At 70.0% G+C, this 25,557-nt stretch carries 22 protein-coding genes; 13 read left to right on the top strand and 9 right to left on the bottom strand.

The features are described from left to right. The first annotated feature begins 57 nt into the window (after nucleotides 1-57). Entirely contained in the window at nucleotides 58-1,305 is a 1,248-nt protein-coding gene (locus tag ACLJRM_RS15780) for a DUF222 domain-containing protein (protein WP_410663372.1), read from the top strand. 233 nt (nucleotides 1,306-1,538) lie between these two features. Here ACLJRM_RS15780 and ACLJRM_RS15775 read toward each other — a convergent pair whose 3' ends face one another. Beyond that, nucleotides 1,539-2,315, bottom strand: a complete 777-nt coding sequence (locus ACLJRM_RS15775) for a S1 family peptidase (protein ID WP_233224266.1) — start codon at nucleotides 2,313-2,315, stop codon at nucleotides 1,539-1,541. Between the two features lie 256 nt (nucleotides 2,316-2,571). Here ACLJRM_RS15775 and ACLJRM_RS15770 point away from each other — a divergent pair, with 256 nt between their 5' ends. Next, nucleotides 2,572-3,159 (top strand): hypothetical protein, encoded by a 588-nt coding sequence (locus ACLJRM_RS15770; RefSeq protein WP_410663371.1) that lies wholly within the window; start codon nucleotides 2,572-2,574, stop codon nucleotides 3,157-3,159. Nucleotides 3,160-3,197: 38 nt separating this feature from the next. Then, nucleotides 3,198-4,013, top strand: a complete 816-nt coding sequence (locus tag ACLJRM_RS15765; RefSeq protein WP_410663370.1) for an NAD(P)H-binding protein — start codon at nucleotides 3,198-3,200, stop codon at nucleotides 4,011-4,013. A gap of 55 nt (nucleotides 4,014-4,068) precedes the next feature. Here ACLJRM_RS15765 and ACLJRM_RS15760 read toward each other — a convergent pair whose 3' ends face one another. Beyond that, nucleotides 4,069-5,298 carry a protein kinase domain-containing protein gene (locus ACLJRM_RS15760; RefSeq protein WP_410663369.1) on the bottom strand — a complete coding sequence of 410 codons (1,230 nt, stop codon included), beginning with the start codon at nucleotides 5,296-5,298 and terminating at the stop codon, nucleotides 4,069-4,071. Nucleotides 5,299-5,431: 133 nt separating this feature from the next. On the opposite strand from ACLJRM_RS15760, the gene ACLJRM_RS15755 reads away from it, so the two are divergent. The 3 genes from ACLJRM_RS15755 to ACLJRM_RS15745 are packed head-to-tail and all read left to right on the top strand — an operon-like array spanning nucleotide 5,432 to nucleotide 7,324. Continuing rightward, nucleotides 5,432-6,172 (top strand): hypothetical protein, encoded by a 741-nt coding sequence (locus tag ACLJRM_RS15755; protein ID WP_410663368.1) that lies wholly within the window; start codon nucleotides 5,432-5,434, stop codon nucleotides 6,170-6,172. Nucleotides 6,173-6,177: 5 nt separating this feature from the next. After that, nucleotides 6,178-6,573, top strand: coding sequence for a hypothetical protein (locus ACLJRM_RS15750; protein WP_101609138.1), 396 nt, complete (start codon nucleotides 6,178-6,180; stop codon nucleotides 6,571-6,573). Nucleotides 6,574-6,607: 34 nt separating this feature from the next. Next, entirely contained in the window at nucleotides 6,608-7,324 is a 717-nt protein-coding gene (locus tag ACLJRM_RS15745; RefSeq protein ID WP_410663367.1) for a hypothetical protein, read from the top strand. Nucleotides 7,325-7,370: 46 nt separating this feature from the next. On the opposite strand, the gene ACLJRM_RS15740 is transcribed toward ACLJRM_RS15745, so the two are convergent. Further along, entirely contained in the window at nucleotides 7,371-8,135 is a 765-nt protein-coding gene (locus ACLJRM_RS15740; RefSeq protein ID WP_410663366.1) for an AfsR/SARP family transcriptional regulator, read from the bottom strand. Nucleotides 8,136-8,300: 165 nt separating this feature from the next. On the opposite strand from ACLJRM_RS15740, the gene ACLJRM_RS15735 reads away from it, so the two are divergent. Further along, complete coding sequence (locus ACLJRM_RS15735) at nucleotides 8,301-10,178, top strand: hypothetical protein (protein ID WP_410663365.1); 1,878 nt, start codon at nucleotides 8,301-8,303, stop codon at nucleotides 10,176-10,178. On the opposite strand, the gene ACLJRM_RS15730 is transcribed toward ACLJRM_RS15735, so the two are convergent. Further along, a complete protein-coding gene (locus tag ACLJRM_RS15730; protein WP_410663364.1) occupies nucleotides 10,179-10,835 on the bottom strand; it encodes a response regulator transcription factor in 657 nt (218 codons plus the stop codon). Between the two features lie 41 nt (nucleotides 10,836-10,876). Here ACLJRM_RS15730 and ACLJRM_RS15725 point away from each other — a divergent pair, with 41 nt between their 5' ends. The 6 genes from ACLJRM_RS15725 (at nucleotide 10,877) to ACLJRM_RS15700 (ending at nucleotide 19,221) form a co-directional block, all read left to right on the top strand. Beyond that, nucleotides 10,877-11,542 carry a response regulator transcription factor gene (locus ACLJRM_RS15725; protein WP_174720431.1) on the top strand — a complete coding sequence of 222 codons (666 nt, stop codon included), beginning with the start codon at nucleotides 10,877-10,879 and terminating at the stop codon, nucleotides 11,540-11,542. Continuing rightward, nucleotides 11,539-12,813 (top strand): sensor histidine kinase, encoded by a 1,275-nt coding sequence (locus ACLJRM_RS15720; RefSeq protein WP_410663363.1) that lies wholly within the window; start codon nucleotides 11,539-11,541, stop codon nucleotides 12,811-12,813. Before ACLJRM_RS15725 ends, ACLJRM_RS15720 begins: the two co-directional genes overlap by 4 nt. A 70-nt stretch (nucleotides 12,814-12,883) precedes the next feature. Further along, nucleotides 12,884-13,837, top strand: coding sequence for an AAA family ATPase (locus ACLJRM_RS15715; RefSeq protein ID WP_410599507.1), 954 nt, complete (start codon nucleotides 12,884-12,886; stop codon nucleotides 13,835-13,837). A 3-nt stretch (nucleotides 13,838-13,840) separates the two neighbouring features. Beyond that, the gene (locus ACLJRM_RS15710; RefSeq protein WP_410663362.1) at nucleotides 13,841-15,943 is read left to right on the top strand and encodes a fibronectin type III domain-containing protein; all 2,103 of its coding nucleotides are present in this window, start codon (nucleotides 13,841-13,843) and stop codon (nucleotides 15,941-15,943) included. A gap of 9 nt (nucleotides 15,944-15,952) precedes the next feature. Then, nucleotides 15,953-17,125, top strand: coding sequence for a DUF58 domain-containing protein (locus ACLJRM_RS15705; protein ID WP_410663361.1), 1,173 nt, complete (start codon nucleotides 15,953-15,955; stop codon nucleotides 17,123-17,125). Next, a complete protein-coding gene (locus ACLJRM_RS15700) occupies nucleotides 17,122-19,221 on the top strand; it encodes a transglutaminaseTgpA domain-containing protein (RefSeq protein WP_410663360.1) in 2,100 nt (699 codons plus the stop codon). Before ACLJRM_RS15705 ends, ACLJRM_RS15700 begins: the two co-directional genes overlap by 4 nt. A 2-nt stretch (nucleotides 19,222-19,223) precedes the next feature. Here the strand turns inward: ACLJRM_RS15700 and ACLJRM_RS15695 are convergent, their stop codons facing one another. From ACLJRM_RS15695 to ACLJRM_RS15675, 5 genes are read right to left on the bottom strand one after another with little or no spacing between them, the layout of a single operon-like run. Next, a complete protein-coding gene (locus tag ACLJRM_RS15695; protein ID WP_410663359.1) occupies nucleotides 19,224-20,393 on the bottom strand; it encodes a serine/threonine protein kinase in 1,170 nt (389 codons plus the stop codon). A 46-nt stretch (nucleotides 20,394-20,439) separates the two neighbouring features. Further along, nucleotides 20,440-21,168: a glycosyltransferase gene (locus tag ACLJRM_RS15690; protein WP_410663358.1), complete on the bottom strand. Its 729-nt coding sequence runs from the start codon at nucleotides 21,166-21,168 to the stop codon at nucleotides 20,440-20,442. Continuing rightward, a complete protein-coding gene (locus ACLJRM_RS15685; RefSeq protein ID WP_410663357.1) occupies nucleotides 21,165-22,445 on the bottom strand; it encodes a PIG-L family deacetylase in 1,281 nt (426 codons plus the stop codon). The genes ACLJRM_RS15690 and ACLJRM_RS15685 overlap by 4 nt, the downstream gene beginning before the upstream one ends. Further along, complete coding sequence (locus tag ACLJRM_RS15680) at nucleotides 22,442-23,437, bottom strand: acyl-CoA dehydrogenase family protein (RefSeq protein ID WP_101609128.1); 996 nt, start codon at nucleotides 23,435-23,437, stop codon at nucleotides 22,442-22,444. Before ACLJRM_RS15680 ends, ACLJRM_RS15685 begins: the two co-directional genes overlap by 4 nt. A gap of 14 nt (nucleotides 23,438-23,451) precedes the next feature. Beyond that, nucleotides 23,452-25,527, bottom strand: a complete 2,076-nt coding sequence (locus tag ACLJRM_RS15675) for a catalase (RefSeq protein WP_410663356.1) — start codon at nucleotides 25,525-25,527, stop codon at nucleotides 23,452-23,454. Between the last annotated feature and the right edge of the window lie 30 nt (nucleotides 25,528-25,557).

Below are 25,557 nucleotides of genomic sequence, written 5' to 3'. Positions count from 1 at the left end.
TTGTTTGTTGCTTAAAATTACGAACACCTGTTCGAATTATTCCGGTATTATCGAGGTGTGTCCGAGACGACCCTTCCCGAGTTGCCGCAGGAGTTGTGGCGCGCTGGCAAGCTGGAGCTTGCCCATGGCGTGCAACAGTTCTTGCAGGTGATGCGGGTCGCCTCCACCGGGTTGGGACGGTATCTGGCGGAGATTGATTCTCGTGGCGCGAAAGACTTATACGGTTATGGGACAACGTTGGCGTGGTTCGCCGATATCGCCGGACTGAGCCAGGGCGAAGCTCGGCCGTATGTGAATCGCGCTCTCGATCTGAACCCCACGCGTGCCCTGGACGGCACCGAGATCCCGGCTTTCGCGCCCGCCACCAGTGTGGCTGCGGCGGAGGGGGCGATCGGCGAGGAGCGGATCAAGCAGATCGTGGAGATCCTGCGGAAGATCCCGGCTGGGGTGTCGGTGGAGGATCGGGAGCACGCGGAGACAACCCTCGCCGATCTCGCCCGGAAGGCGGGTCCCCAGCAGGTGTCGGATCTCGGGGACCAGCTGCTGGGCTGGCTGGACCCGGACGGCAAGGAACCGAAAGACCCCGAACCCGCCCAACCCCGTCGCGAGCTGACCCTGGAGCGCCGCAAAGACGGCTACTGGAAACTGAACGGCCTCCTCGATGACGAGGCCGGTGCGCGGACCGCCGCCGCCCTCGATGCTCACGCCGCACCCCGTCCGATCGACGAGTTCGGTCAGGCCGATCTACGGACCAAGGCCGAGCGCCAGGGTGACGCCTGGGTCGACCTCGTGGACTTGGCGGTTGCGTGCCCGGATCAACCGGGGACGAGCGGCTACCGGACGTTGATCCATGTGACGATCAGTCTCGACGAGTTGAAAACGGGCCTGGGCACCGCATGCGTGGACTTCATCGGAACCATGACAGCCCGCGAAGCACGCATGGCGGCCTGCGACTGCCTGATGCTCCCCGTCGTGCTCAACGCGGCGGGTGAGCCGCTGGACGTGGGACGGCTACGACGGTTCGTCACCCCAGGCCAACGCCGAGCCTTGAACATCCGTGACCGGGGCTGCGCGTTCCCCGGGTGTCACCGCAAGCCGAAGAACTGTCACGCGCACCATATTCATCACTGGGCAGACGGCGGGCCCACCGATCTCCGGAACTTGGTGCTGCTGTGCGGCTTCCATCACCGCCTGATCCACCACGGGGACTGGGAAGTCCGCATGGCGGCCGACGGGTTACCGGAGTTCATCCCGCCCCAGTATTTAGATTCGTTGCGAAGATCCCGGCGTAACTGCACTGTGTGACCCGAGGAGCCCGCCAGCCACACCGGCGACGGGCCCCTCGGCATGCCCATGCCACCCAAACCCGCGCATACGCCAGGGCCAAGCCTGTCGTGAGTGGCGATTCGGGCTATTGAGCAGAAGGGTAAACGTGTCGTGTTGCGAAAGCCGCGTCCGCAACCTTCAACGTTGCGAACACGACCTTCACCACACCGCCACCGAGGGGCGGCATGAGCACGCCACCTTTGACTTACCTGTCAATGTAACGACGTCTCCCACGCGGTCACCGCGCCACCTGTCACCTGGTCGATCCAGGTCCGATAGCCGGGAACGCTGTTGTAGATTCCGGGACCGTTGAGGCAGTTGCTGCTGTTGTTGCCGGATCGGCTGGTGGCACCGGTCAGCTCACCGCCCAAAATGGACGGTCCCCCGGAATCGCCGTAGCAGGCACTGGTTCCGGGCGCGCCCTGGAAGCAGATTTCCTTGCCTCGCTTGAAATCCGCGGTACACCTGGAGTCCGCGACGGTGGTGGTGTCCACCTCGCGAAGCTGTGGCGACGCGCCACCGCAACCGGGGGTGCCGCACGTCTGACCGTGTCCGATCAGCTTGTTGACGGTGCCGACGGCCGGGCTGGAGGCCGCGATCTTGATCGGCCTGGCAGTGGCCGCTCTCGACAACCTCACCACGGCGATGTCGTTCGCGCCGAGGGTCGCGCTCGCCGCGGTGATGAGCTCGCCGCCGGAGCCGGTGTTGACCGAGCCGATCCGAGCCGAGAAACCGCCACCGGTGGAGCCCTGGACGCAGTGCTTCGCCGTGACGAGCCACTGCGGGGCGATCAGCGACGCCCCGCAGAAATGGCGGCCATTGCGTTGCAGCGACGCGAAGAACGAGTAAGGAGTGGTGACGACCTTGCCGCCGATGATGAAGGGTTCGATCGGCGGTCCGGCCGGTGATTCGGCCACGGCCGCGGGCCCGGTGAAGAGCGACCCGGCAATGAGGGCGGCGGCGATCATGGACATACGTCGGATCCACATGATTTTTGGGCCTCCTGCAGCGAAAGGGGAGTCCAGCATGGGACGGGGTTCGATGGTGTCAGATCGATCTACACCTGACCGTAGTGCTCTGTCGAGTATCCGGTACCCCCATTGGTACTGAATCGGACATACCATCGGCGGGTAAGGCGAAGGGCGGCTGGGCGACGCTATGAGCCGGGCGAGTGCGTCCTGGGAGAAGAGACCGACGCTCTGGGTCTGTCGCGCGTGACGCCGCTGATCCCCACATACTCGAGTGGTGGGACGTGGAGCGATGGTCAAGCAGGTGCGGCGGTGGCTGTTGTTCGTCCATGTCGCGGTGTCGGTCGGCTGGATGGGGGCAGGCGCGGCGAATGTGGTGCTCGCGATGACCGCCGGGTACACGGCGCCCGGCGAGATCCAGCGAGTCTGTTATCTCATGATCGAACGGATCGATAACGTCGTCGTCATCCCCGCCGCGTTCGCCGCTCTGGTCACCGGAATCGCGTTGTGCCTGGTGAGTCCGTGGGGCGTGGCAAGGTATTGGTGGGTACTGATCAAGCTGGTGCTGACCGTGGCGGTCATCGCCTACAGCACCTTCGGGCTGGGGGTGTGGGTCGAACTCGGCGTCCAGGCGGGCCGTGAGGGTGTCGAGAGCTCCGCCGCCGGTCAGCTTGCCTACGGCGCGATGCTGAACATCGTCGCCTTCCTGTTCATGACGTGGTTGTCGGTGGCCAAACCCTGGGGGAAGACCCCGTGGGCGTCCACGCCGAGCCGAGTACGGAGAACTCCGGTGCCCGCCGATTCGCCGGGGAGGTCTTCGCCTGTTCCGAACAAGACGTTGCCGCCATTCCCCGGCGACCCATGATCTGACTTCGGGAATACGCGAAATTCGGGGGAGACCAGATGATTCTGGTGACCGGTGCGACCGGAACCGTCGGCCGTCAAGTGGTTCACCAGCTCGTCCAGGCGGGCCGGCGGGTACGTGCGCTGAGCAGGAATCCGGCAGCGGCGAATTTGCCCGCCGGAGTGGAGGTGCTGGCGGGCGACCTCGCCGTGCCGGAGACCGTCGCTCCGGCGCTGGCCGGCGTAGAGGCCATGCATCTCATCTCGTTCGCGGGTGAGGGATACGCGCCGCTGGAAACGGCGCCGCAGATCGTCGAGCTGTCCACACGGGCCGGTGTGGGCAAGGTGACCGTGCTGACCGGGTATCAAGTAGGCCCCGTGGAGCGGGCCGTGGAAGCCGGTGGTTTGGAGTGGATCCACGTGCAGCCGGTGGAGTTCATGGCGAACGCGCTCGGCTGGGCGGAGTCCATCCGCACCGAGGGGGTGGTTCGGGCGGGCTTCCCGGACCAGCCGAGCGCCAAGGTCCATGAAGCCGACATCGCCGCAGTGGTGGTGGCCGCGCTGCTCGAGGACGGACACGCGGGTAAGAGTTATCCCGTGACGGGCCCCGAGGCGCTGACCGCGACCGACACGGTCCGCACGATCGGTGCGGCGATCGGCCGGGATCTCCGGTTGATCGAGCTCACCGAAGACCAAGTGCGCGATCAGCTCCGTGCGGCGGGGCAGCCGGACGAGGTCGTCGAATCCCTCGTCGGGTTCGGCACGAACCCGCCTCCCGAGGTGTACACGGTCCTGCCGACCGTCGAGGAGGTCACTGGCCGTCCGGCACGCACCTTCACTCAATGGGCCACCGAACATGCCGGGGCCTTCCGCTGACCCGGAACCGCCGGTGGGGCGACCGGGCTCTACCGCGGTTTTCCGGATGCGCGATTCACCGCCGGCACGTCGCGCCCCGGATCGGGCGCGGCTCGCTTTCCCGGACCGCTTCGCCGTCGGTGATCTGGATCAGGAAGCAGTACTTCCGGCCGGGTTCGACGGCCACGGTCGTCGTGCGCTGCCGTCGGACGAACGTGGTCTTCGCTTCGCCCGTTTCACCGGCGACCACGACGGCCGAGTCGTATCCGTCCGGTGCGCGCCACGCGAGATCGACCGTCGAGCCGTGGTCGATCGGCATGGCCAGTTCGACCTGGGACGCGGCCTTCACGGTGGGCGCCGACGTGGGCGGAGCGGGGGTGGACCGGGACGCCGGGGCCGGAAGCGACCGTGGTTCGGGGTCGCCGGAGCCGGGCAAGAGCGCCCACGTGGTGAAGCCGGCCGCGACCACGACGCCGGCCGTGACCGCTGTCCACAGGGATCTCTTCCGGGGCTCGGGCGCCGTGTCCGCCGCGGGTTCGATGGTGACGACCGGAACGCCCTCGATACCCGACGCCACGGGAACGGGTCCGTCGGAGTCCACAGTGGACACGTGGGGGAGAGAGGTGAGGATCTCTTCGACCAGTGCGGCGTCGGGCGGGCGGGAGGCCGGATCCTTCGCGAGGAGGTTCTCGACGAGGGCCAGCAGATCGATCGGCGCGTCCTCGCGGTGGAGCGGCCGGGAGCCGGGTGGTTCGCCGGTCAGCGCCAGATGCAGCACCGCACCGAGTCCGTAAAGGTCCGAGGAACGGCCGTCCGTCCCTTCCGGGGCGAGGAACTCCCGCCCATGCCGGGGATCCCGGACGAACACGGAGCGAAGGGTGCGCTCGAAGTCGTTGATCACGGGCTCGCCCGACGCGCGGAACAGCACGTTGGAGGGGGTGAGCCTGCCGTGGACGATCCCGGCTTCGTGGGCGGTGGCGAGGGTCGAGGCGATCGCGGTGCCGAGAACGAGGACGTCGTCCGTCGACAGCGGTCCGGCCACCGCGACCAGGTCCGCGAGCGACCCGGTGCAGAGTTCGCCGCGAAGGGCGCACCGGCCGTCGGCCAGTTCCACGACCGTATCGGGCACCAAGAGCTGACCGTCCAAAGCGGATAGCCGGTCCAGTTCCCGCTCCAGCCGTAGCCGGGTCCGCCGGAACAGCCTGCCGGAGAAGACCTTGAGCGCGACATCGCCCTCTTCCGACGGCACCGCGAAGACGACTCCTGCCGAGCCGCCGCCCAGCGCTTCGCCGTCTTCCGGTCGCATCGCCCCAGCGTAGATGATCGGCCCGGCCTCGGGGACCATGTCCGCCGCCGGATGAACCGCCGATGTACCGGTGATGAACCGCCGCGCCGGAGACTGCGTTCCGGCAGCGCACCGGATCAGCGAGGTGGGACGGATGAAGCAGAAGAACAATCTCCGGCGGGCGGCGGTCTACGGTGTCGCCGGTCTCGCCACCGCGGCGATCGGCGCCTCCACGGCGAACGCGCTGACCGACGACGGGGCCGGGCACAAGCCGGTGCTCGACGCCGCGCAGGCGGCGAAACCGCAGCAGGTGGAGGCTCCCGCGTCGCCGAAGCCATCGGCCTCGGCCGCGACACACGGCAAGAAGGCCGCGCCGCAGGAGAAGTCCGCGTCGCAAGGAAGGACGGCCGCGACGCCTGCCGAACCTGCCGCGCCGAAGCGGGTTTCGCCGCCGCAAGCGACGCAGCCGGTCTTGCCGGTCCGCGCTCCCGCAGTCACCACGCCTGCCGCGCAGGTCAAGCGGGCGGTCAAACCCGCACTGGAGATCAAGAAGACGGCTCGTACCACCCCCGTGGTGCGGAACGCGGCCGTCGTCAAGCCGCGGGTGACGAAGACCGCCGACGTGAAACGAAGCCAGCACCCTGTCGGGAAACAGTTCGTGGTCCGCGCCGCCATCGCCGATCCGGCGCCCGTGACCGTCCGCAAGCAGTTGCGGAACGCGACCGAACTCGTCGAAGCCGCGAACGATGCCGTGGACAAGGCGGACAAGGTCCTCGACAAGGCGAGGACCGATCTGAAGAAGGCCAAGGGCGAGCTGGAAAAGCTTCGCAAGAGTCTCGAGAAGCCGAAGGAACACGACAAGCCCTTCAAGATCATGACCGGGCATCGGGGCTGAGCGTCGTGACCACCACCAGCCTGGCCGAGCGGCCGACCTTGTCGTTGCGGTCCGCGTTCCGCAAGTTCGCCGCACCCCGGATCCCGGTGACGCGGTACCTGGTGATCCCCGAAGAGGTCTGGATCGGCCAGTCTCCGTCCCTTTCGGACGAGGACGAACCCGTGCGCATCGAATACGACTATTACCTGAAGCACGAGGACGCACCCCTCAACCGCGGCGTGCTGTCCGGCTTCGGCGGCGGTGCCGCGTCCCTCGCGTTCGGGGTGACCACGGGTCTGGTCATCGCGACTCCGGCGGGGATCGCCGTCGGAGTGGTCGCCGGGATCTTCGGCGGCCTGATGGGCCGGTCGCTGGCCGAAGAGTTCTACGAACGTCACCACGAAGACGAACCCCGGCCGTGACGGTCACCGCCGGAACCGGAAGATCGAGGTATCCATGAACATCAAACGAGCAGGGGTCATCGGCGTCGCCGGACTGACGACCGCCGCGGTCGGCGCCTGGACGTTCGGCGCCTTCGACGGCGGCCAGGAGGTCTCGGCGAGCCCGGCGAACCACGTCGCCGCCGCGCCGAAACAGGCGGCCGTGCCCGTCGCCCCACCTGTGCAGAAGGCCGCGTCGCCCGCGGTGGTTCCCGCAACGGCGGCCGCGAAGCCGGTGCAGGTGAATAAAGTGGCGAAGGTGACGAAGGCGAAACCCGTCGTCAAGCAGACGAAGAAGAAGGCGCACCGGCAGAAGGTGCGGACACCGGTCGTCAAGACCGCCGCGGCCAAGGACGTCAGGCAGGTTCAGCCGATCCGGTTCGTGCCGCGCGTGGTCGTCGTCGAGAAGCCCGCCGCCGCGGTTCCGTCCGGCGTGCAGAAGATCGCCGAGTCCGTCGGCAAGGCGAACGGTTCCCTCGCGAAGGCCGAGAAACTCGTCGACCAGGCGAGGGGCGAGGTCAAGAAGGCCAAGGGAGAGCTGGACAAGGCCAAGGGCGAACTGAAGAAACTCAAGTCCGCCAAGCACACGCACCGGCATCAGCACGGAAAGCCCGGCCACCGTGGATCCGTTTCCGTGGACAGCAAGGGGCTCAAGCCCGGCCAGTCGCGTACCGCCTCGACGTCGAGCCCGGACGGCTCGTCCTGGTCGAGCGCCACGGTGTCCGTCAAATGAGGCGAGGCGATGGTCGTCGCGGACGCGGCGACCATCGCCTCGGGCTTCATCCGGCGAGGCTGTGAAGATCCGCGCAGCCGCGAAGAGCGTCGTAATGGGCACCGGCGAGCACGGCGCCAGGTTCGACACCCAGCTCCCGGACGATGATCGAGCGGGCCCGCCCGTACGTGGTGAGCGCTTCGTTGCGCCGTCCCGTGTCGGTGAGCAGCCGGATCAGCTTCGCCCACACGTGTTCCCGGAGCGGGTCCTCGTCGAGGAGACCGTGCAGCACGGTGATCGCGTCCCAGTGCCTGCCGAGGCGGTGGTATGCCTCGGCCAGGTCTTCGCGCATCCGGGTGTGCAGCCGGGCGAGGCGCGCGCCTTCGACGGCGGCGGCAGGCGTCTGCAGGCCCTCGAACGGACGGCCACGCCAGAGCGCCAGCCCGTCGGCGAGCAGCTCTGCGGCACGTTCGGGCTCGCCGAGGAGCGTTCGGTTCGCTTCCGCGGCCCGGAGATCGGCGAGGTCGACGTCGACCTCGTCCGGTTCGACCCGGATCCGATACGCGCCCTGCCTGCTTTCGATGCGATCGCCACTCGCGGGCGGCGGCAGCACGCGGCGCAGGCCGCAGATGTGCGACTTCAGATTGCCCGCGGCCGACACCGGCGCGGGCCGGTCGTGCCAGGTCGAGTCGATCAGGCTGTCGACGGCGACCCAACGCCCTCGATCCAGCAGCAGCGCCGCCAGCACCGTGGCAGGCTTGCCGGGCTTGATCGTGGCGGGCGCCCCGTCCGGAGCTTGGACTTCGAGTGGTCCAAGGAGCTGGAACAGCATCCGATGTCCCCCTGTGAATGAGCTTGGTGCGGTTGGACCCGCTCAGCATGCAGGAGGAGGTATGAGGATTCCATGACAGTCGGCCGCGGCGATGTACCGCGGATGAACCGGCGCTGAACCCCGCCCGGTCACCATTCCGGAGTCGCCGAGGTCCGGAGGATTGCGATGAAACACACCAACACCGATTTACGTCAGGCTGTCCTGTATTCCGTTTCGGGCGGGGTGCTGACGGTCGTTTTCGGCGTGCTGGGCGCCGCCGCGGCACACGCGGCCACCGAGCCGGGCGGGTCGCCTGCCCAGCAGAACGCCGAGAAAGTGGCGATGAACAAGGCGAAAGCGTCGAAGGCCAAGGCCGCCCAGCCCGCGCAGGCGAAACCGAAGGCCGAGCCCAAGCAGCAGCAGAAATCCAGTCCGGCGAGGGCTCGGCAGGAACAGAAGGAGAAGAATCTCGGCTCGCCCCAACGGGGTGAGGAGGGGGCGAAGAAGAATACGAAGGCCGAGGAGCAGCGTAATCGGGGTGAGGAGGCGAAGCGGAATCCGTCGAGGGCCCGGCAGGAACAGAAGGAGAAGAGCGTCGGTTCGCCTCAGCGGGGTGAAGAGGGGGCGAAGAAGTCTGAGCAGGAAGCAAAGAAGTCGAAGGCCGAGGAGCAGCGTAATCGAGGTGAGGAGGCGAAGCGGAATCCGGGCAGGGCCCGGCAGGAACAGAAAGAGAAGAACTTCGGTTCGCCGCAACGGGGCGAGACCGTGTTGACGCCTCAGCAGCGGCGGGGCGAGGAAGCCAAGCGGAATCCGGGCAAGGCTCGGCAGGCGCAGAAGGAGAAGAATTTCGGTTCGCCGCAACGGGGCGAAGTGTTGTTGTCGACTCAGCAGCGCAGGGGCGAAGAGGCGAGCAAGAGGCCCGGCCGCGCGAGGCAAGCTCAGAAGGAACAGAACTTCGGTGTCATCCAGCGCGGTGAACAGGGTCGTGCGCTGGAGATTTTGAAGGGCGCCGTGCAGCGGGAGCTGGGTGAGGCGGCGAGGCGGAATCCGGGTAAGGCGAAACAGGCGCAGAAGGAGCTGAACTTCGGCGTCATCCAGCGTGGCGAGGAGGGGCGCGCGCTGGAGATCGTGAATGCCGCGGTACAGCGGGAGCTGGGCGAGGCGGCGAGGCGGAATCCGGGCAGGGCCAGGCAAGTGCAGAAGGAGCGGAATCTCGCCACTCCGCAGCGCGGCGTCGCAGTCCCCGTCGGGAACGCCGGTGCGAAGAATCGCGCCACGGTCATGCCGGTGAGCGCTCTCGCCGTACCCAAGGGGCAGGGCTGGTTCGATGACGACGGCGACGGTACGCCGCCGATCCGGGTCAACCCGCTGTGCTACACCGAAGAATGCAACCGGACGACCTGGGAGATCCTGAACCGGCTCCCCCGCTTGGTCGATCTGGGGGCGAAAGCCGATGGCGAGGCCATAGAACCGGACGGCAAGGGTGGTTTCGGTGGCTACAAGGGCTATGCCTACGCCGTGCGGAACAAGGTGGTCACCGCCGGCGGCCAGGTGATCGGCAAGAACTACATCGGCGCCGACGGCAAGATCGAAGGCGGGATCTCGCTCAAGGACGGCATCAAGGGCAGTGCCGAGGGCTTCGTCGGCTACCGCGGTGCGGGCCCGGAGGTGGACGAGAAGGTGGGCGAGATCAACATCGCCGGTGAGCCGGGAACCTCGCTCGGTCTCTCCGCGAACGTCGAAGCCGGGATCACCGCGAAGGAAGGCCTCAAACTCGGTGCCGGGGCCAAGGCGGCGTGGACGAACACGATGCCCGAAGCCGAGTGGAACCTGGGACCGATCACCGTCAAGGTCCAGCCCGAGACCTGGATCGGCATCGGAGGCGAGGCGGAGGCCGGGTTGAGCGAGAGCGACGGCAGGGTCCGCCTCAGGGGCAAGGTCGGGGCCGCCACGGCGGGCGGCGGCGCGCTGGGCCTGGACGTTTCCTGGCCCACCCTGGACCAGGCCATCATCGACATCGTGAAGAAGGCCAACGAGGAAGCTCCCAACTCCCTCGGCTACTGATCAGCCGATGCGGTAACCGACCCTCGGCACCGTGGTGATCAGCGGCGGATCCAGCAGCTTCCGCCGGAGGCCGGTCATCAGCACGTCGAGGACGTTGGACGCCGGAGTGGTGAGCTCGTCCCAGCCCGCTGTGATGAGCTCACCACGGGAAACCGGCCGCCCGCTGTTCTCCAGCAGGCACCGCAGCACGGTGAATTCGGTCCGGGTCAGGCTCAGCAGCACTCCGGCACGCCGCACCTCGTGCCGTCCGGTGTCCAGTTCGAGGTCACCGGCCCGCAGCAGGGGCGGCGGGGCGGTCCGGCCGCGGCGGCAGAGGCTGCGGATCCGGGCCACCACCTCGGCCATGGCGAACGGTTTCTCGAGATAGTCGTCGCCGCCGCGCCGGAGGCCGGTGATCCGGTCGCCGGGAGTGCCGAGGGCGGTGAGGAACAGGACCGGAGTCGTCCAGCCGCCGTCGCGTTTCCGCTCGACGTAGTCCAGCGAATCGCCACCGGGCAGCATCCGGTCGAAGACCGCGCAGTCGTACTCGCTGACGAACAACGCCTCGTCGGCGGGCCCGAGGTCGCCGACGGCGTCGACGGCGAAACCGGCGGCGCGCAGGGACGACAACACCGACGAGCGCAGGGCGTCGTCGTCCTCGATGACCAAGATCCGCACCGGTTCAAAGTAGCGAGCCAGGGACGTAAGCTCCAGCCGACATGAACACGAGGACGCTGGTCGTCGAGGACGACGAGGACATCCGGAAGGCCGTGTCCGCCGAACTGCGGGCGGCCTCGTTCACCGTGGACGCCGTGGGCACGCTGGCCGCCGCGGCCGAAGTGCTCGCCGCCGCGGGCGGGGCACACGCCTGCGCCGTGTTCGACCGGATGCTGCCCGACGGTGACGCCGCCGGATTCGTCCACGAGCGCAGGCGGCTGGGATGGACCGTGCCGGTGCTGTTCCTGACGGCCTTGGACTCCAGCAGCGCCAGGGTCGAGGGGTTCGAGCACGGCGGGGACGACTACCTCGTCAAACCGTTCGTCATGGCCGAACTGCTCGCCAGGGTGACGAACCTGTGCCGCCGAGGGGGCGGCAGCCCGCCGGTGCTGCGGCACTCCGATCTCGAGGTCGACTTCGCCCGCTGCGAGGTGCGCCGGGGCGGGGTCCTGCTGTCGCTGAGCAACCGGGAATTCGCGATCCTCGAATACCTCGCGACCCGGCAGGGACTGACGGTGTCCCGCGCGGAACTCATCGAGCACTGCTGGGACCTCGAGAACGAGCCGGTCGCGAACGTGGTCGAGTCGGTGGTGAAGCGCCTGCGCCGCAAGCTGGGGGAGCCCGATCTGGTGGAGACGGTCCGCGGGATCGGATACCGGCTCTCGTGACCGAGTCGTCGACAGGCAGGCTGCGCCGGCTCCGCCGCCTGCTGACGCTGCTGTTCACCGCGATGAACGCGTTCGGGCTGGTGGTGCTGGCCTGGCTGGTGATCGAGGCGGACGCCGAGCAGGGGAGGCAACGGCTGGACAGCGACGTCCGCCAGGTCGCCGCGACGCTGGCCCGGCTCGTCGCCGCCGACGGGGGCACCATCGTCACCGCCTACGTGGGCACCGACACCGTCAGCGAGCAGTGCCCGCAGTTCGCCGTCCTTCCCGGGAGCGCGCCGCGGTTCGAGCCGTATCGGGGCAAACGCGAATGCGTGGCCGTGGACGACGGCCTGCTGAACCGGCTCGCGACCGAGGCGACCGCGACGAACCGGTCGAAGGCCGGATACGAGACCACCGCCGCCGGACGGCCCGTGTACGTCGCGGCCGATCCGATCAAGGATCGCGGCGGACAGGTCGTCGGCGCCATCGTCGTGGTCGCCGACGCGGTGAGCACGCAGGAGCGGCACGAGGAGTGGGTGCTGCTGGTGGTCGGTGGCTGCGTGCTGCTGGTGCTCGGTCTCGGCGCGGCCGGATACTTCATCGCCGGCCGGGCCATGCGGCCTGCCACCGCCGCGCTCGAACAGCAGAAGTCCTTGCTGGACGGCGTTTCCCGGCTCCTCGACGGCGTCGTGCACGACCTCAAGACCCCGGTCGCCGGTCTGCGCGCGCTGGCCGAAGCGGCGTTGCGGAACCCCGCCGAACGGGACGAGCTGCTGCCCAGGACGATCCGGCTGGCGTCGATGATGGGCGACATCATCGATCTGTGGCCGAGGCGTGCCCGGGTCACCGCGGGGGTCGAGGAGCTGTCGATCGGACCGTTGATGCTCGATCAGCTGGTCGAGACGGTGGTCGAGGATCTGCCCGCCCAGGACGCGCGGATCACCGTCACCACCGTGCCGAGCCGGGTCGACGGCGACGCGACCCTGCTGCGGCGTGCCGTCGCGAACCTGATCGGGAACGCGCTGAGCCACGGTCGCGCGCCCGGCGAGGAGGCCGAAATCCAGGTCACCGTCGCCGACGGCCGCGTGGTCATCGCCGACCGCGGGCCGGGAGTCGACCCGGGGCAGGCCGCCGCCCTGTTCGAGCGGTTCGTCAGCGGTGGCGGCTCGACCGGGATCGGGCTGGCCGTCGTCAAATGGGTCGCCGACGTGCACGGCGGCACGCTGCGTGTCTACAACCGGGAGCAGGGCGGGGCGATCTTCGAACTGGCGCTGCCGGTCGACGCTTCCTGAGCCGCCGGGACCGGTCCCCGCCGGAAGAGGGGAGTATCCGGGGCGCAAGCATTCCTCTCGAGGGAGCACGATGAATCCGACGGCCGCCACCGGGGTCTACCAGGCCCTCGCCGAGAACGTGCAGCGAGTGCTGCGCGGCAAACCGGACGTCGTCCGGCTCGCGATCGCGGCACTGCTGTCCGAGGGGCATCTGCTGATCGAAGACGTCCCGGGCCTGGGGAAGACGACGCTCGCCCGGTGTCTCGCGCGGAGCATCGGCGGCAGCTGGAGCCGCATCCAGTTCACTCCCGACCTGCTGCCGGGGGACGTCACCGGGGTGATGGTCTACCACCAGAACAACGAGAAGTTCGAATTCCACCCCGGCGGCATCTTCGCCAACGTCGTGCTCGCCGACGAGATCAACCGCGGGACCCCGAAGACGCAGTCCGCGCTGCTCGAAGTGATGGCCGAGCGCCGGGCGACGGTCGATTCGAAGCCGTACGCGGTGCCGCATCCGTTCCTGGTGATCGCCACCCAGAACCCCATCGAGATGGAGGGCACCTACCGGCTGCCCGAAGCGCAGCTCGACCGGTTCATGATGCGGATCTCCGTCGGCTATCCCGACCACGACGCGGAGGTGCGGGTGATCATGAGCGATTGCGCGCGGGTCAGCCCGGACGAACTCGATCCCGTCGTCGACCTGGAGACCCTGCGCCGTGCCATCGACGAGGTGCGCGACGCCTACCTCGACCCGGCGATCTGCTCGTACGCGGTCCGGCTGGCCACGGCGACCCGGGAGCACGCCGCGGTCCGCTACGGCGCGAGCCCTCGCGGGAGTATCGCGCTGGTGCGCGCGGCGCAGGGGATCGCGGCCACCGACGGACGCGCCTACGTGACCCCGGACGACGTCAAGGCCATCGCGAAACCGGTACTCGCCCACCGGCTCGTGCTCACCGCCGACGCCGAGCTCAACCAGCGCCTCGCCACCGACATCGTCGACGAGGCGCTGGCGGCGACGCCGTCGCCCGCGATCAACGCGGTGTGATCGATGAAAACGCAGAGGGATTTCGCCTGGTTTCGCGCGCGGGCGCCGATCGCCGCGTTCGTCGCCTGCTGTGTCGCGGTGGTGGGCGTCGCGATCACCGGCGCGGCGAAACCGCTGCCGGGCCTGGACATCGCGCAGACCGGGCATTGGATCTACAACTCCGTACTCGGTTCCGCGTTCCATGTGGACGGATCCGGCAAGTACGCCGACGCGCGGGTCCCGGTCCCGGGCGCCGATCCGGGCAGCCCGGTCGCGCAGGGACCGACGCAGGGTTACGTGCTTCCGCCGTCGAGTGTCATCGAATTCGGGAAATCGACGCTGTCGGTCGAGAAGACCACGCCGTCCCCCTCGAACGAGTGGCCGGTCGCGGTGGAGACCAAGGGCGGGCCGTACGGCGTGTACCGCCAGGCCGGTGTCGTCATCCGGCTCGGCGAGGCTTCGGCGAAGATCACCGTCGGGGGCAGGCTGGGTGACCCGATCGCCACCGCGGACGGCCGGTTGTGGCTGCACCGGATCGACGACGGGCTGCTGTGCGAACTCGCGCCGGGCGCCGACCGGGTTTCGTGCCCGATAGTGCTCCCGGGCAGGCACAAGGGTTCGCTGGCGCTCGCCGCGGACGGGCCGGTGTTCGTGGACAGCGACGACGACACGGTGCGGCGCGTTTCGCCCGCGGGTCTCGGCGAGCCGGTCCGGCTCGGGGTGGACGTGCCCGAGACCGCCGTCGTGGCGACCAACGAAATCGATGGCAGGCTGGCGATCCTGGACCGGCAGGGCGCGCGGCTGCATCTCGTGGACCCCTCAGGGCGGTCCGCGGGGCCGGTGAGTATTCCGCTGCCTCCCGGCGACTACGTGGGGATCGCCTCGTCCGGATCCGCGGTCGCCTTGGTGGACAAGAAGAACCACACTCTGTCCACTTACGACGGTGCAGGTCAGCGGCGGGACAGCAGGCCGATTCCGGGTGGAGCGGAGCATCCTCCGGTCCGGGGCCAGGACTCACGGGTCTATGTGGACGGTGCCGACGGTGCGCACGTCCTCGTCGTGGATCCCGGTGGCGCGGTGAACGACGTCGCGGTGACGGGTGAGAAGAAACCGGCCGAGACGCCGGCACCGGCCGACCCGCCGTCCGGGAACCCCGGTGACAAGCCGGCTTCGGATCCGCCGCCGCGCGAACCGGCCGACCGGCCCACCGCGCCGGTCCAGCCGAAACCGCAACCGCAACCGAAACCACAGCCCAAGACCACTCCCGTTGCCGTCCCGGCGAGCCCGCCGGGTGCGCCGCGCGCGGTGACCGCGACCGCGGGAAACGCCGCGGCGACGGTGAAGTGGGGTGCGGCCCCGGCCAACGGCGCCGCGCTCACCGGCTACCGGATCACCTGGGCGGGCGGGGAGAAGACGGTCGGCGGGGGAGTGCGGACCACGACGATCACCGGCCTCGCCAACGGCACGGCGTACACGTTCACGGTGTCCGCGACCAACCGGGCGGGCACCGGTCCCAGCGCCTCGTCGGCTTCGGTGACCCCGGCCGCGGCCCTCCGGCCCCCGGGCGCCCCCGCCGGGCTCAACGTCCGCATCAAGACCGGCGACACCGACGCGAACGTCACGTGGCGGGCCGCGGCGGCGAACGGCTCGCCGGTCACGGCGTACCACGTTTCCTGGCGGCGTGCCGACGGTTCGGGCGCGGGTTCGGCGAGCCTGCCGGGTTCGGCCACGGCGCGGCTCATCGCGGACATCGGGATCGAGCAGGCGATCACCGTCTCCGTGGTCGCCGAGAACGCCGCGGGCCGGGGCCCGGCCGCGACGGTGACGAAGGCCAAGGGCGACGCGCCCGCCGACCGGAGCATCGTCATCTCCCGCGGCGCCGACACCACGGCCGACCAATGCGAACCGCCCGCCTGCGGGCTGATCCACATCGTCATGACCGGGTTCACCCCCGGCAAGACGGTGTCGATCACCTGCACCACCGACGACGGCGTCCACGGCAGCAAGTCCGTCAAGATCGGGCCCGACGGGAAGCTGACCGTCGAGGCCTTCCCGCAGGGCACGATCGGCCGCAACGTGTGGATCAGCTCCGAGGGCGTCCAGTCCAACAAGCTGGCCTGGAAATAGCCGATGGGAATGCGGCTCACCGGACGGGGCGTCGGACTGCTGGTCGCCGCCGTACTGGGTTACGGCGCGGGCGAACTGGCCGGGTACCCGCTGTTGCGCGTGCTGGCGGGCGCGGCGCTCGGTGCCGTGCTCGCCGGGGCGGCGATGGTCTTCCGGCGGCCACAGGTCACCGTGCGGCGCGAGGTGCTCCCGGACCGGGTCGAGCGCGGCCACCCGGCGCTGGCCAGACTGCTGGTCGGGAATCCCGGCGAGCGGCGGCAACCGGGGTTCACCGCGCGGGAGCACGGAGAGCACGGCGCGGACCTGGCGGTTCCAGTGCGGCCGCTGGCACCGGGCGCCGAGGCGACGTACCACTACGAACTGCCGACCCGGCGGCGCGGCCGGTTCACCGTGGGGCCGCTCGTCCTCGAACGCGCCGACCCGCTCGGCCTCGTGCGGCGGCCGCTTCCGGCGGGCGACACCGCCACGCTGTGGGTGTTCCCGAAGCTGCATCCGGTGCGCGCGCTCGCGTCCGGACATCCGCGCCACCATCACGAAGGCGCGACGACGGACGATTCACTGCGCGGTTCGGCGGATCTGCGGGACGTCCGCGAGTACGTCGTCGGCGACGAGGTCCGTCATCTGCACTGGAAGGCGACCGCGCGGACCGGGCAGCTGATGGTGCGCGACTACGTCGATCCCGAACATCCCCGGTTCACCCTGCTGCTGGACACCCGCGCGAAGGTGCTGGCGGAGGACGAATTCGAAGAAGCCGCCGAACTGGCGGCCTCGCTGGCGTACGCCGCCGCGACGGCCGGGCACCGCTGCCGCCTGATCACTTCGACGGGTGAGGACCTCACCGTCGCCGGTGGGACGCAGGCGACCCGGCGGCTGATGGACGTGCTGTGCGAAGTCCGCCAAGACCCGGACGGCGACCGGCCACTGATCCCGAGTGCCTTGTCCCGCAAGGGAGTCCGCGGCGGCTGCCTGGTGGTCGTGACCGGAAGGGCGGGCCGGGAACTGAGCGCGCTCGCGGTCGTCCGGCCGCATTTCTCGACCATGTTCGTGCTCGGCGTCGGCACCCACGGACTGGGGATGGACGGCCTCGGCGTGCACGGCGTCGAAGGGGTGCCGCGAGCCCGCCGCATCAGCGCGGCGGACGCGGCGGAGGCGGTGCGCCGGTGGAACGAGGTGGTGTCGTGATCCGGCGGACGGCGGACGTCGCCGTACTCGCGGGCGCGGCGTTCGGCGGGCTGCTCTTCGCGCCGGTCTTCGGTCTTTCCGCGCTGCTCCTGCCCCTCGGCGTGGTGACGCTGGCGGTCTACGGGGTGACCGAGCTCGTGAGGCGGTATCCGGGCCTGGTGCCGTGGCGGCCGGTGCTCGCCGTCGCCGCCGGGCTCCTCGCGGTGATCGAGACCGTTCTGCCCGCGACGACGGTGGCCGGGATCCCGACCGGGGAGTCGCTGGCGGTGCTCGCCGACGGTGCGGTCCACGGCTGGCAGCTGACCCTGCAGTCGACCTGGCCCGCCCTCCCGGAACCTCGGCTGCTCGTCTTCGTGCCGCTGGCCGTCCTGATCGCCGCGGTGCTGGGGATCGAGTCGCTGCACCGGCTCCGGCGGCCGCCGGTCGCGCTGGTGCCCGGGTTGCTCGTGCTGGTGTCGAGCCAGGCTTTCGGCGCGGTGACCGGGACCACGGCGGTGCTCGCGGGCCTCGGCTACGCCGCGATCGCCGGTCTCGCGCTGGTGAGCGGCACCCGGCGGCTCAAAGCGTTCGTGCCCGCCGTGGTGCTCGCCGTCGTCGGGGCGTTCGTCCTCTTCGCGGCAGACCCGCTCGCGAGGCCCGCCTATTCCTTGAAGGACCGTGAATCCGTCCCGCTCGCCGCCGAGTCCGTCACGAGCCCGCTCTCCGAGATCGCCTACCGGAGCCGGAATCCGGTGCCGCGGGTCTTCCGCTACACGGGGGACACCCCGGCATCGCGGCGCTGGCCGCTGGTCGTCCTCGACGACTTCGACGGCTCGAACTGGTACCCCGGCGGCGGTTTCCGGCGACTGGGGGCGGAGATCCCGCCCGCCACGGGGATCGGGGTCCCGGTCACCCGGCGCCAAGCCGCGCTCGAGGTGACCGGTTCGTCCGGGCCGTGGCTTCCCGGACAGGCGTCACCCGCCTCGGCCGCCGGGGCCGACGTGCTCGTGGACGAGGCGCGCGGAACCCTGGTCGCGGCGCGACCGGCGCCGTCGGCGCGGTACACCCTCGCCTGGTGGGAACCCGAAGTCGGCCCCGAAGCGCTGCTCGGCGCCGCGACGAATCCCGCTCTTCCCGGCGGGCTCGGTGGTCTCGGCGCGGTGCCCCCGGCGATCGGCGACCTCGCCGACCGGATCCTGCCCGGCCTGCGCCCGTCCTTCCAGACCGCTGTCGCGCTTGAACGGTTCCTCGCCCAGGACTACCGGCTGGCCACCGGTGACGAGTTGCCGACCGGGCACGGCTGGCCGCAACTGAGCCGGTTCCTGCTCGACGACAAACGGGGCACGAGCGAGCAGTTCGCCGCGGCGTACGTGGTTCTGGCCCGGCTCAAGGGAATCCCGGCGCGGCTGGTCGTCGGCTATCGCGCACCGGACCGGCCGGAGGGGGACGGTGCGTACACGGTCCGCAACGCCGACGTCGTCGCGTGGCCGGAGGTCGCGGTGGACAAGGTCGGCTGGGTCCCGCTCGACCCGTCGGGAGCGGCGGCGCGGAGCGGGTCCGGATCCGCGAGCGGGATCGCCGCCGCGGTGGCGGAGGTGCGGACCAGGCTTCCGCCGGAGCGCCAGCTGGAGAACCCGCGGCTGCCGCCAGGGGAGTCCGAAGACGAGCGCACACCCGGCGCGGTGGACTGGGCCATGACGGCCGCCGTGGCCGGTCTCGGGCTCGGCGGCTCGGCGGCGCTCTGGGGCGCCGCCGTGCCCGCGGCGACCGGGCTGCGTGCCTGGCGCCGTCGCCGCCGGAAGGGCCGGGCCGCGGCCATCGCCGCGTGGGCCGAGGCCAGGGACCGGTTGCGGGCACACGGTGTCCCCGTGACGGCCGGGATGACCGTACGCGATCTGGCGAAGTCCGCCGTCGTCTTCGGCGAGAAGTCCACTGTGGATGGTCTGGTCTCACTGGCGAGAACGGTGGACGCGGCGCTGTGGTCGGGGACGGCGCCGGACGTCGCCACCGAGGCGTGGGCCTCGGTCCGCTCCGTCCGGAAAGGACTCGGCAGGCGGCCGTGGCGCCTGAGGCTGCGGGCGGCGGTCAACGCGAGAGTACTTCGTCCCCCGCGCTGAGTTCACCGTGTGCAGACGGCGCCGCGCACGGGCTGGAATCCGCTTTCGTAGGTGCCGCGCGGTCCCTTGCCCTGGACCTGGAAGCAGTAACGCAGCCCCGGCCGGACTTCCACCCGGAAACGGTCGCTCCGCCGCGCCATGAGCACTTGGGGTTCCGCGCGCCCTTCCTCGGCCATGACGACGGCGTAGTCCAGCTCGGCGTTCGACGTCCACGACAGTTCGACGTAGGTTCCGTGGTCGGCGGGTGGCGACAAGTCGATCGCGATCGGGCCCGGTGTCACGACGTCGTCGTCCTTGGTGGCGAGGAACCACGACACGGCGGCGATGACGCCGGCCCCGGCGAGGATCCCGGCGACCAGGCCGGATCCCCGCCGTGGTCGCGGCGGCCGGGCCGGTTCCAGCACGAGGACCGGTTCGGCGGGCAGGTCGAACGGGAGGCCGGACGACGCGCCGCACAGGCGGCTCAGCGCGTCTTCCGGCCGACGGCCCGGTTCCGCGGCGAGCAATTCCCCGACGAGCGTCACGAGTTCGCCGGGGACGTCGGACCGGGTGATCGGCGGGACCGGCTCGGCGAGCACCCGGTGAAGCCGCGCGGCGGGCTGCTCGCCGACGACCGTCCGATGTGGAGGTTCGCCGGTCAGCATGAAGTGCAGGACCGCACCGAGGCCGTACCGGTCCGCGCGCTCGTCCATCGTCTGGTCGCGGACCGTCTCCGGGGCGGTGAACTCCAGGTCGTACAGCGGATCGCGGCGGAACCGCTGCCTGAGCGTCACCCCGAAGTCCGCCAGCACGGGCTCGCCCGAGGGCAGGAACAGGACGTTCCGTGGCGTGACCGAGCCGTGCACGACGCCTGCCGTGTGCGCGGCGGCGAGCGCGCGGGCGACAACCTGGCCGACGCGCAGTGTTTCGTCGACGGGCAAAGGCCCCGTCATCGTGGCGAGGGAACGGTCGCAGCGTGGCATCCGCAGGCTCGTCCGGCCGTCGGTGAGCGTGCCGACCTCCAGCACCGGCAGGATCGCCGGGAAGGGTTCGATGGCCGAGAGGAGCGCCTGCTCGCGGGCCAGCGCCGACCGGGTCTCGCGATCCAGCGGGACCGGGTACACCTTGAGCACCGAGTCGCCGGGGCCCGCCACGACGGTGGCCGTCGGGCCCTTTTCGAAAGCGCTGCTCATCGGCCGGATTCCCGTTCAGGCCACGACATCGAGAAGACTCACCCGATCAACCTAGCCGCCGCTCGGCCCGGCGGTCCAGGTGACCGGAAGTGGTGAGCGCGCGCAGCAGCGTCGAGAGACCGTCCGGCGCCCGGCCGTCCAACCGGGCGCTCGTCATCACCTTCGCCTCCTCGGCATAGGCCAGCCGGAAACCGGCGTGGGCGAGGCGGCGCCACAGGTCGTGGTCTTCGGCGGTCCGGAGCGGGAGGAAACCGCCGACCGCGTGATAGGCGCTGGCCCTGATCGCCAGGTTGGCGCCGTAGACGTTCCCGTGACCGGCCGGGTTCCGCACGTTCGCCAGCAGCGCTTCGTAACGCGGCTGAGCGGGGGGCGCCAATCGGGCGTTCAGTTCCGCTGTTCCGGCGACGGCGTCCCAGCCCGCGTCCGCCCGGTGGACATGCCGGACCGCCCAGTCGCGGTCGACCACGGTGTCCGCGTCCGTGCTCAGCAGCAGGGTGCGGGCCGAGGCGTGATGATCCAGGCCACGGAGCAGATGCCGCGCGCCCAGCGCCCGGATCGCTCCTATCGTCAGATCGCGAGTGTTGACGAGGACCTCGGTTCCCGCGTCTCGGGCCAGGTCGGCGGTGCTGTCGCGGCAGCGGTCGGCGATCACGCAGACCCGGCGTTCCAGACCCGGAGGCAGTTCGCGCAGGGCGGCGGCCAGCGCGCGCAGGCATGCCGGGAGGCGGGTTTCCTCGTCGCGTGCCGGGATCAGCACACCCACGGACGTGATCAACGGCGTTCCAGGACGTCGACCAGGAAGTCGTCCTCGGTGTGCGTCACGAGACTCCGCAGACCGGGATGCGCCCGCAGCCGTTCGTGGACCTCCATGCCGTAGTGAGGAGCGTCCGGAGCCTGTGGGCGCCAGTGCACGGCCAGGACCTGTCCGTCGGGTCGCAGTGACGCCACGGTGCGGTTCAGCGTCGCCTTCAGGTCCGCTTCGCTCAGGTAGTAGAGGATTTCGCTCAGTACCACCAGGTCCGCCGGGCCACGCAGGTCGCCGGGAAGCGAACCCGCGGAAAGCTCCACAGTGGACAGATGCGCCAGGCGATCCCGCGCGGACGACAGAGCGGCGGGAACCGGGTCGAACGCGTGGACCCGGTCGCAGCGGCCGGCGAGCTCCAGCGTCAGCGCACCCGTGCCGCACGCGGGTTCCACGGCGAGGGCGTAGCGCTCGCGCGGCAGAGCGGCCAGGGCGACCGTCCTCTTGCGACGCTCGTACCAGCTGTCCATCGTCCATGGGTCGGGCTCGCGGTAGAGCGTCTCGAATCTGCTCACCGGCGTCGAGGTCGTCCTCGGTTCGTGGAACAGGATCTCCCGGTCGCGCGCGAAATGTTCCAGCACCTCCGGTGCCAGGATCGGATCCTCGCCTCTCGGGCCGGGTTCCAGCTGGGACCGGAAGACTTGGACGGCTTTCGCCTTGACCGCCGCGGTCGCGTCGTCTAGCCGGACCTCCGCGGCCCGGGCCCACGAGATGGCCGGATCGTCCGGCGCCACGAGGTGCCAGAGCCAGATCGGGTAGGACCACCGGTGCGCGCCCAGCGGCGCGGCCCGGAACGCGGCCCGGCCCGCCACCCGGTGGTCCGGATGCGGATCTTCCGGCCACGGTGCCAGACAGAGCTCGGTGTCCGCCGCGACCGCGCGGACGATGTCGGACAGTTCGGGCTCGTGCTCGATCAGCGCCGAGTCCGGAAGTCCCGCCCATACCGGCTCCACGTCGCCCATTCCCTGGCACCGCAGCGACTCCAGGAGTTCGACCCGGCGACGCGCGCCGAGAGCCCGGCGCTCGGAGGGCGAGGAGCCGGGGAACGCGGCCTCCCCGTCCGTGGCGACGACCAGCCGGATTTCGGCTCCACGGGCGTGCAAACGCTGGATGAGCCCGGAGACTCCCAGGGTCTCGTCGTCCGGGTGCGCGGCGACGACACAGACGCGGCGGACGTCCTCGGCCGGGAACGGCGGGAGCCGCGCCAGGTCGCGCCAGCCCGCTTCGGTGTGGAAAGGGCCCCAGGTCATCGCCGCCCGTCCTTCAGCAGTTCGGCGCCCAGCGCGGCGAGGTCGCGGGCTCCGTGATGCTGCCGGACGTAGACCATCAGGTCGGCCAGCTGCTGGGGCAGCCGCCGGTCGCGGCAGAGCGCCGTCGGCCCGGTGATCTCCGGCGCGCGGTCGAGGACCTGCCGGGCGGTGTGCTCGACGGCGGCCCGGCAGATTCCGGTCAGCAGCGGCAGATCCTCGCCCGGTTCGGTGTCGATGACGCCCGCCGTCCGCACGAGCAGCGCGTCGGCCTGGTGGATCGCGGTGTGGAGCGCGCCGAGGTGGGCGTACTGATGGTCGTCCGCCGAGCCCCGGGCCAGCAGGTACGCCGTCACGGAATCCAGGACGGCCGCGCAGCCGCCGAGCCACACCGCGGCGACGCCCGCGCCGCCGAGAGCGAACCCCGGCCGGGACACGTACCAGCCCGGCTCGCCGACGATATGGGCCGCGGTCACCGGGACCCCGTCGAACCGGACGTCACCGCTGTCGGAGGCGTCCATCCCGATCGCCTGCCACGTTTCCGGCAGTGCTTGGACGCCCGGTTCGTCCAGGCCGATCTCGAGCAGGATCGGCGGTCCGTCTTCGAAGTCCGCCACCACCAAGGCGCGGTCGAGGACTTGGGCGCCGGAGCAGAACCGGACGGTACCGGTGAGGGCGCCGCCCACGACGGCCGCGCCGGTCCCGCCCGAGCGGGCGGCCCAGACGCCGTACAGCGCGTCCGGCACGGGTTCACGACCGGCTTCGGCGAGGATCGCGAGGGCATCGGTGTGCCCTTCGGCGAGCCGCCCGAGCACGAGATCGCGGCGCCCGAGCCCGGCGAGCGTCGTCCAGCGGCCCCACGTGTCGCCCTCGCCGGGTCGTGGCAGGTCGAGGACGGCGTTCGCCATCAGCAGCCGCACCATGGTGGTGATGGTCTCGACGGATCGCGGCCCCGGCAAAGGTTCCGGTGCGGCCGGTTCGAGCAAGGTCTTCATCAAGGTACGAGTCCTCAGCCGTTCATCACTCGTTCGGCCCGCTCCCACACGCGGTGCAATCCCACGGTGGTCAGCAGCTCCGAGGAGAACGGTTTGGCGACCTCGTCGGCGAGCACGATCCCCGGCGCGTCGACGTCGATCCCGGCGTCGAGGAGAACCTGCCGCCCGTCGCCCCACGCGCCGATGGCCTTGCAGTGCCGGAAGGTCTCCTGCAACAGCACGGTCAGCTTGATGTCGTGCAGACCGGCCGTGCCACCGGCGACCACCACCGCGTCGAATTCGATGGACCGGGCGGTGAGGAAGGTCCTTTCCACCGCCTGCTGCCCGCGTCCCCGTTTCAGCGTTCCGCCTGCCGGCGCGAGAACCCGCAGAACCGCGCCCTGGGCCTCGACGGTCCGGCGGAGTTTGCCGATCCCGCCGAGATCGGCGCCGTGCGCCGCCACGACCCCGATGATGCGGCCCGCGACCGGGCCGGGGCCCGAGGGAATCTGCGACAGCGCGGCCGAAGGGACGACGTCTTCGGCGGGAGTACCTTCCGGAGCGGGCAGCCCGAGTCCTTCGGCGACCGCCGCGCACAGTTCGGCGTCGACACGGGCGAGCGACACGAGGACCCGTTCCTGGATCGACTGTGCGAAGCACTTTCCCAGCTCGAACGTGAACGCTTCGATCACGTGGATCTTCTCGATCCCGGACAAGCTCTTCCAGAAGAGCGTGGCCTGCGAGAAGTGATCGTCGAACGAGACCGGGTTGGCCCGCACCTTCGGGCCCGAGACCTCGATGGGCCGGTGGACGTAGGCGCCTTCGGCTTCCGTCGCCGTCGTCGGCAGAGCGTCGTCGACGCTGTTGGGCAGATACGGGGCCTGCCCGTGGTGGATGAGGGTCTGGTGCATCCCGTCACGCAGATTGTCGTTCACTGCCACATGCGGGCAGTTGATCGGGAGCTGGGTGAAGTTGGGGCCGCCGAGCCGGGTGAGCTGAGTGTCCAGATAGGAGAACAGCCTCGCCTGCATCAGCGGGTCGTCGGTCACCTCGATGCCAGGCACCAGATTGCCGGTGTGGAAGGCGACCTGTTCGGTCTCGGCGAAGTAGTTGGTCGGGTTCCGGTCCAGGGTGAGCTTGCCGACCAGCTGGACCTCGGCGAGTTCCTCCGGGACGAGCTTGGTGGGGTCGAGCAGGTCGATCCCCTCGAACATCTCGTCGTCCGAGTCCGGCATGACCTGCAGGCCGAGCTCGTACTCCAGCGGTGCACCGGCGTCGATGCCGTCGGCCATGTCCCGGCGGTGGAAGTCGGGATCGGCACCCGCGGCGATCTGGGCTTCTTCCCAGACCAGGGAGTGCACGCCGGCGACCGGTTTCCAGTGGAACTTCACCAGGCTGCTCTGACCCTCGGCGTCGACCAGCCGGAAGGTGTGCACCCCGAAGCCTTCCATCGTCCGATAAGAGCGGGGGATCCCGCGGTCGGACATGGCCCACATGACGTGATGGGTCGCTTCGGTGTGCAGCGAGACGAAGTCCCAGAAAGTGTCGTGCGCCGTCTGTGCCTGCGGGATTTCCCGGTCCGGATGGGGCTTGCCCGCGTGGATGACGTCGGGGAACTTGATGCCGTCCTGGATGAAGAAGACCGGCATGTTGTTGCCGACCAGGTCGAAGTTGCCCTCGTCCGTGTAGAACTTCACCGCGAACCCGCGGACGTCCCGGACGGTGTCCGCGGAGCCCCGCGAACCCAGCACCGTCGAGAACCGCACGAAGACGGGAGTCTCCCGGCCCTTCTCCAGAAAACCGGCCTTGGTCACCGAAGACGCGTTGCCGTAGGCGCGGAAAGTGCCGTGTGCGGCCGCGCCTCGCGCGTGGACGACCCGCTCCGGAATACGTTCGTGGTCGAAATGGGTGATCTTTTCGCGGAGGTGGAAATCCTCCATCAAGGACGGCCCTCGCGGGCCCGCCTTCAACGAGTGATCGGTGTCCGGCAGCCGGACCCCTTGCGCCGTCGTCAGATAGTTCCCGCGCTGCCCCTCACCCGACCGGCCGACTGTCGCGTTCGACTCGTTTTCAGCCGGTGTTGTTCGCTCGCGCTGACGTTTCGGGGGCATGATTCTCCTAGCCGAGAGTGGTGGTGCTCG

The organism is Amycolatopsis sp. lyj-84, from assembly GCF_046549075.1.
Taxonomy (GTDB): domain Bacteria; phylum Actinomycetota; class Actinomycetes; order Mycobacteriales; family Pseudonocardiaceae; genus Amycolatopsis.
This window is presented reverse-complemented; position numbering and strand designations above follow the sequence as displayed.

Bases quoted from the DNA above. Each gene is read 5' to 3' on its own strand.
- ACLJRM_RS15775 (WP_233224266.1), bottom strand. From the start codon at position 2,315: ATGTGGATCCGACGTATGTCCATGATCGCCGCCGCCCTCATTGCCGGG.
- ACLJRM_RS15765 (WP_410663370.1), top strand. From the start codon at position 3,198: ATGATTCTGGTGACCGGTGCGACCGGAACCGTCGGCCGTCAAGTGGTT.
- ACLJRM_RS15760 (WP_410663369.1), bottom strand. From the start codon at position 5,298: ATGCGACCGGAAGACGGCGAAGCGCTGGGCGGCGGCTCGGCAGGAGTC.
- ACLJRM_RS15755 (WP_410663368.1), top strand. From the start codon at position 5,432: ATGAAGCAGAAGAACAATCTCCGGCGGGCGGCGGTCTACGGTGTCGCC.
- ACLJRM_RS15745 (WP_410663367.1), top strand. From the start codon at position 6,608: ATGAACATCAAACGAGCAGGGGTCATCGGCGTCGCCGGACTGACGACC.
- ACLJRM_RS15740 (WP_410663366.1), bottom strand. From the start codon at position 8,135: ATGCTGTTCCAGCTCCTTGGACCACTCGAAGTCCAAGCTCCGGACGGG.
- ACLJRM_RS15735 (WP_410663365.1), top strand. From the start codon at position 8,301: ATGAAACACACCAACACCGATTTACGTCAGGCTGTCCTGTATTCCGTT.
- ACLJRM_RS15725 (WP_174720431.1), top strand. From the start codon at position 10,877: ATGAACACGAGGACGCTGGTCGTCGAGGACGACGAGGACATCCGGAAG.
- ACLJRM_RS15715 (WP_410599507.1), top strand. From the start codon at position 12,884: ATGAATCCGACGGCCGCCACCGGGGTCTACCAGGCCCTCGCCGAGAAC.
- ACLJRM_RS15710 (WP_410663362.1), top strand. From the start codon at position 13,841: ATGAAAACGCAGAGGGATTTCGCCTGGTTTCGCGCGCGGGCGCCGATC.
- ACLJRM_RS15705 (WP_410663361.1), top strand. From the start codon at position 15,953: ATGCGGCTCACCGGACGGGGCGTCGGACTGCTGGTCGCCGCCGTACTG.
- ACLJRM_RS15695 (WP_410663359.1), bottom strand. From the start codon at position 20,393: ATGAGCAGCGCTTTCGAAAAGGGCCCGACGGCCACCGTCGTGGCGGGC.
- ACLJRM_RS15685 (WP_410663357.1), bottom strand. From the start codon at position 22,445: ATGACCTGGGGCCCTTTCCACACCGAAGCGGGCTGGCGCGACCTGGCG.
- ACLJRM_RS15680 (WP_101609128.1), bottom strand. From the start codon at position 23,437: ATGAAGACCTTGCTCGAACCGGCCGCACCGGAACCTTTGCCGGGGCCG.
- ACLJRM_RS15675 (WP_410663356.1), bottom strand. From the start codon at position 25,527: ATGCCCCCGAAACGTCAGCGCGAGCGAACAACACCGGCTGAAAACGAG.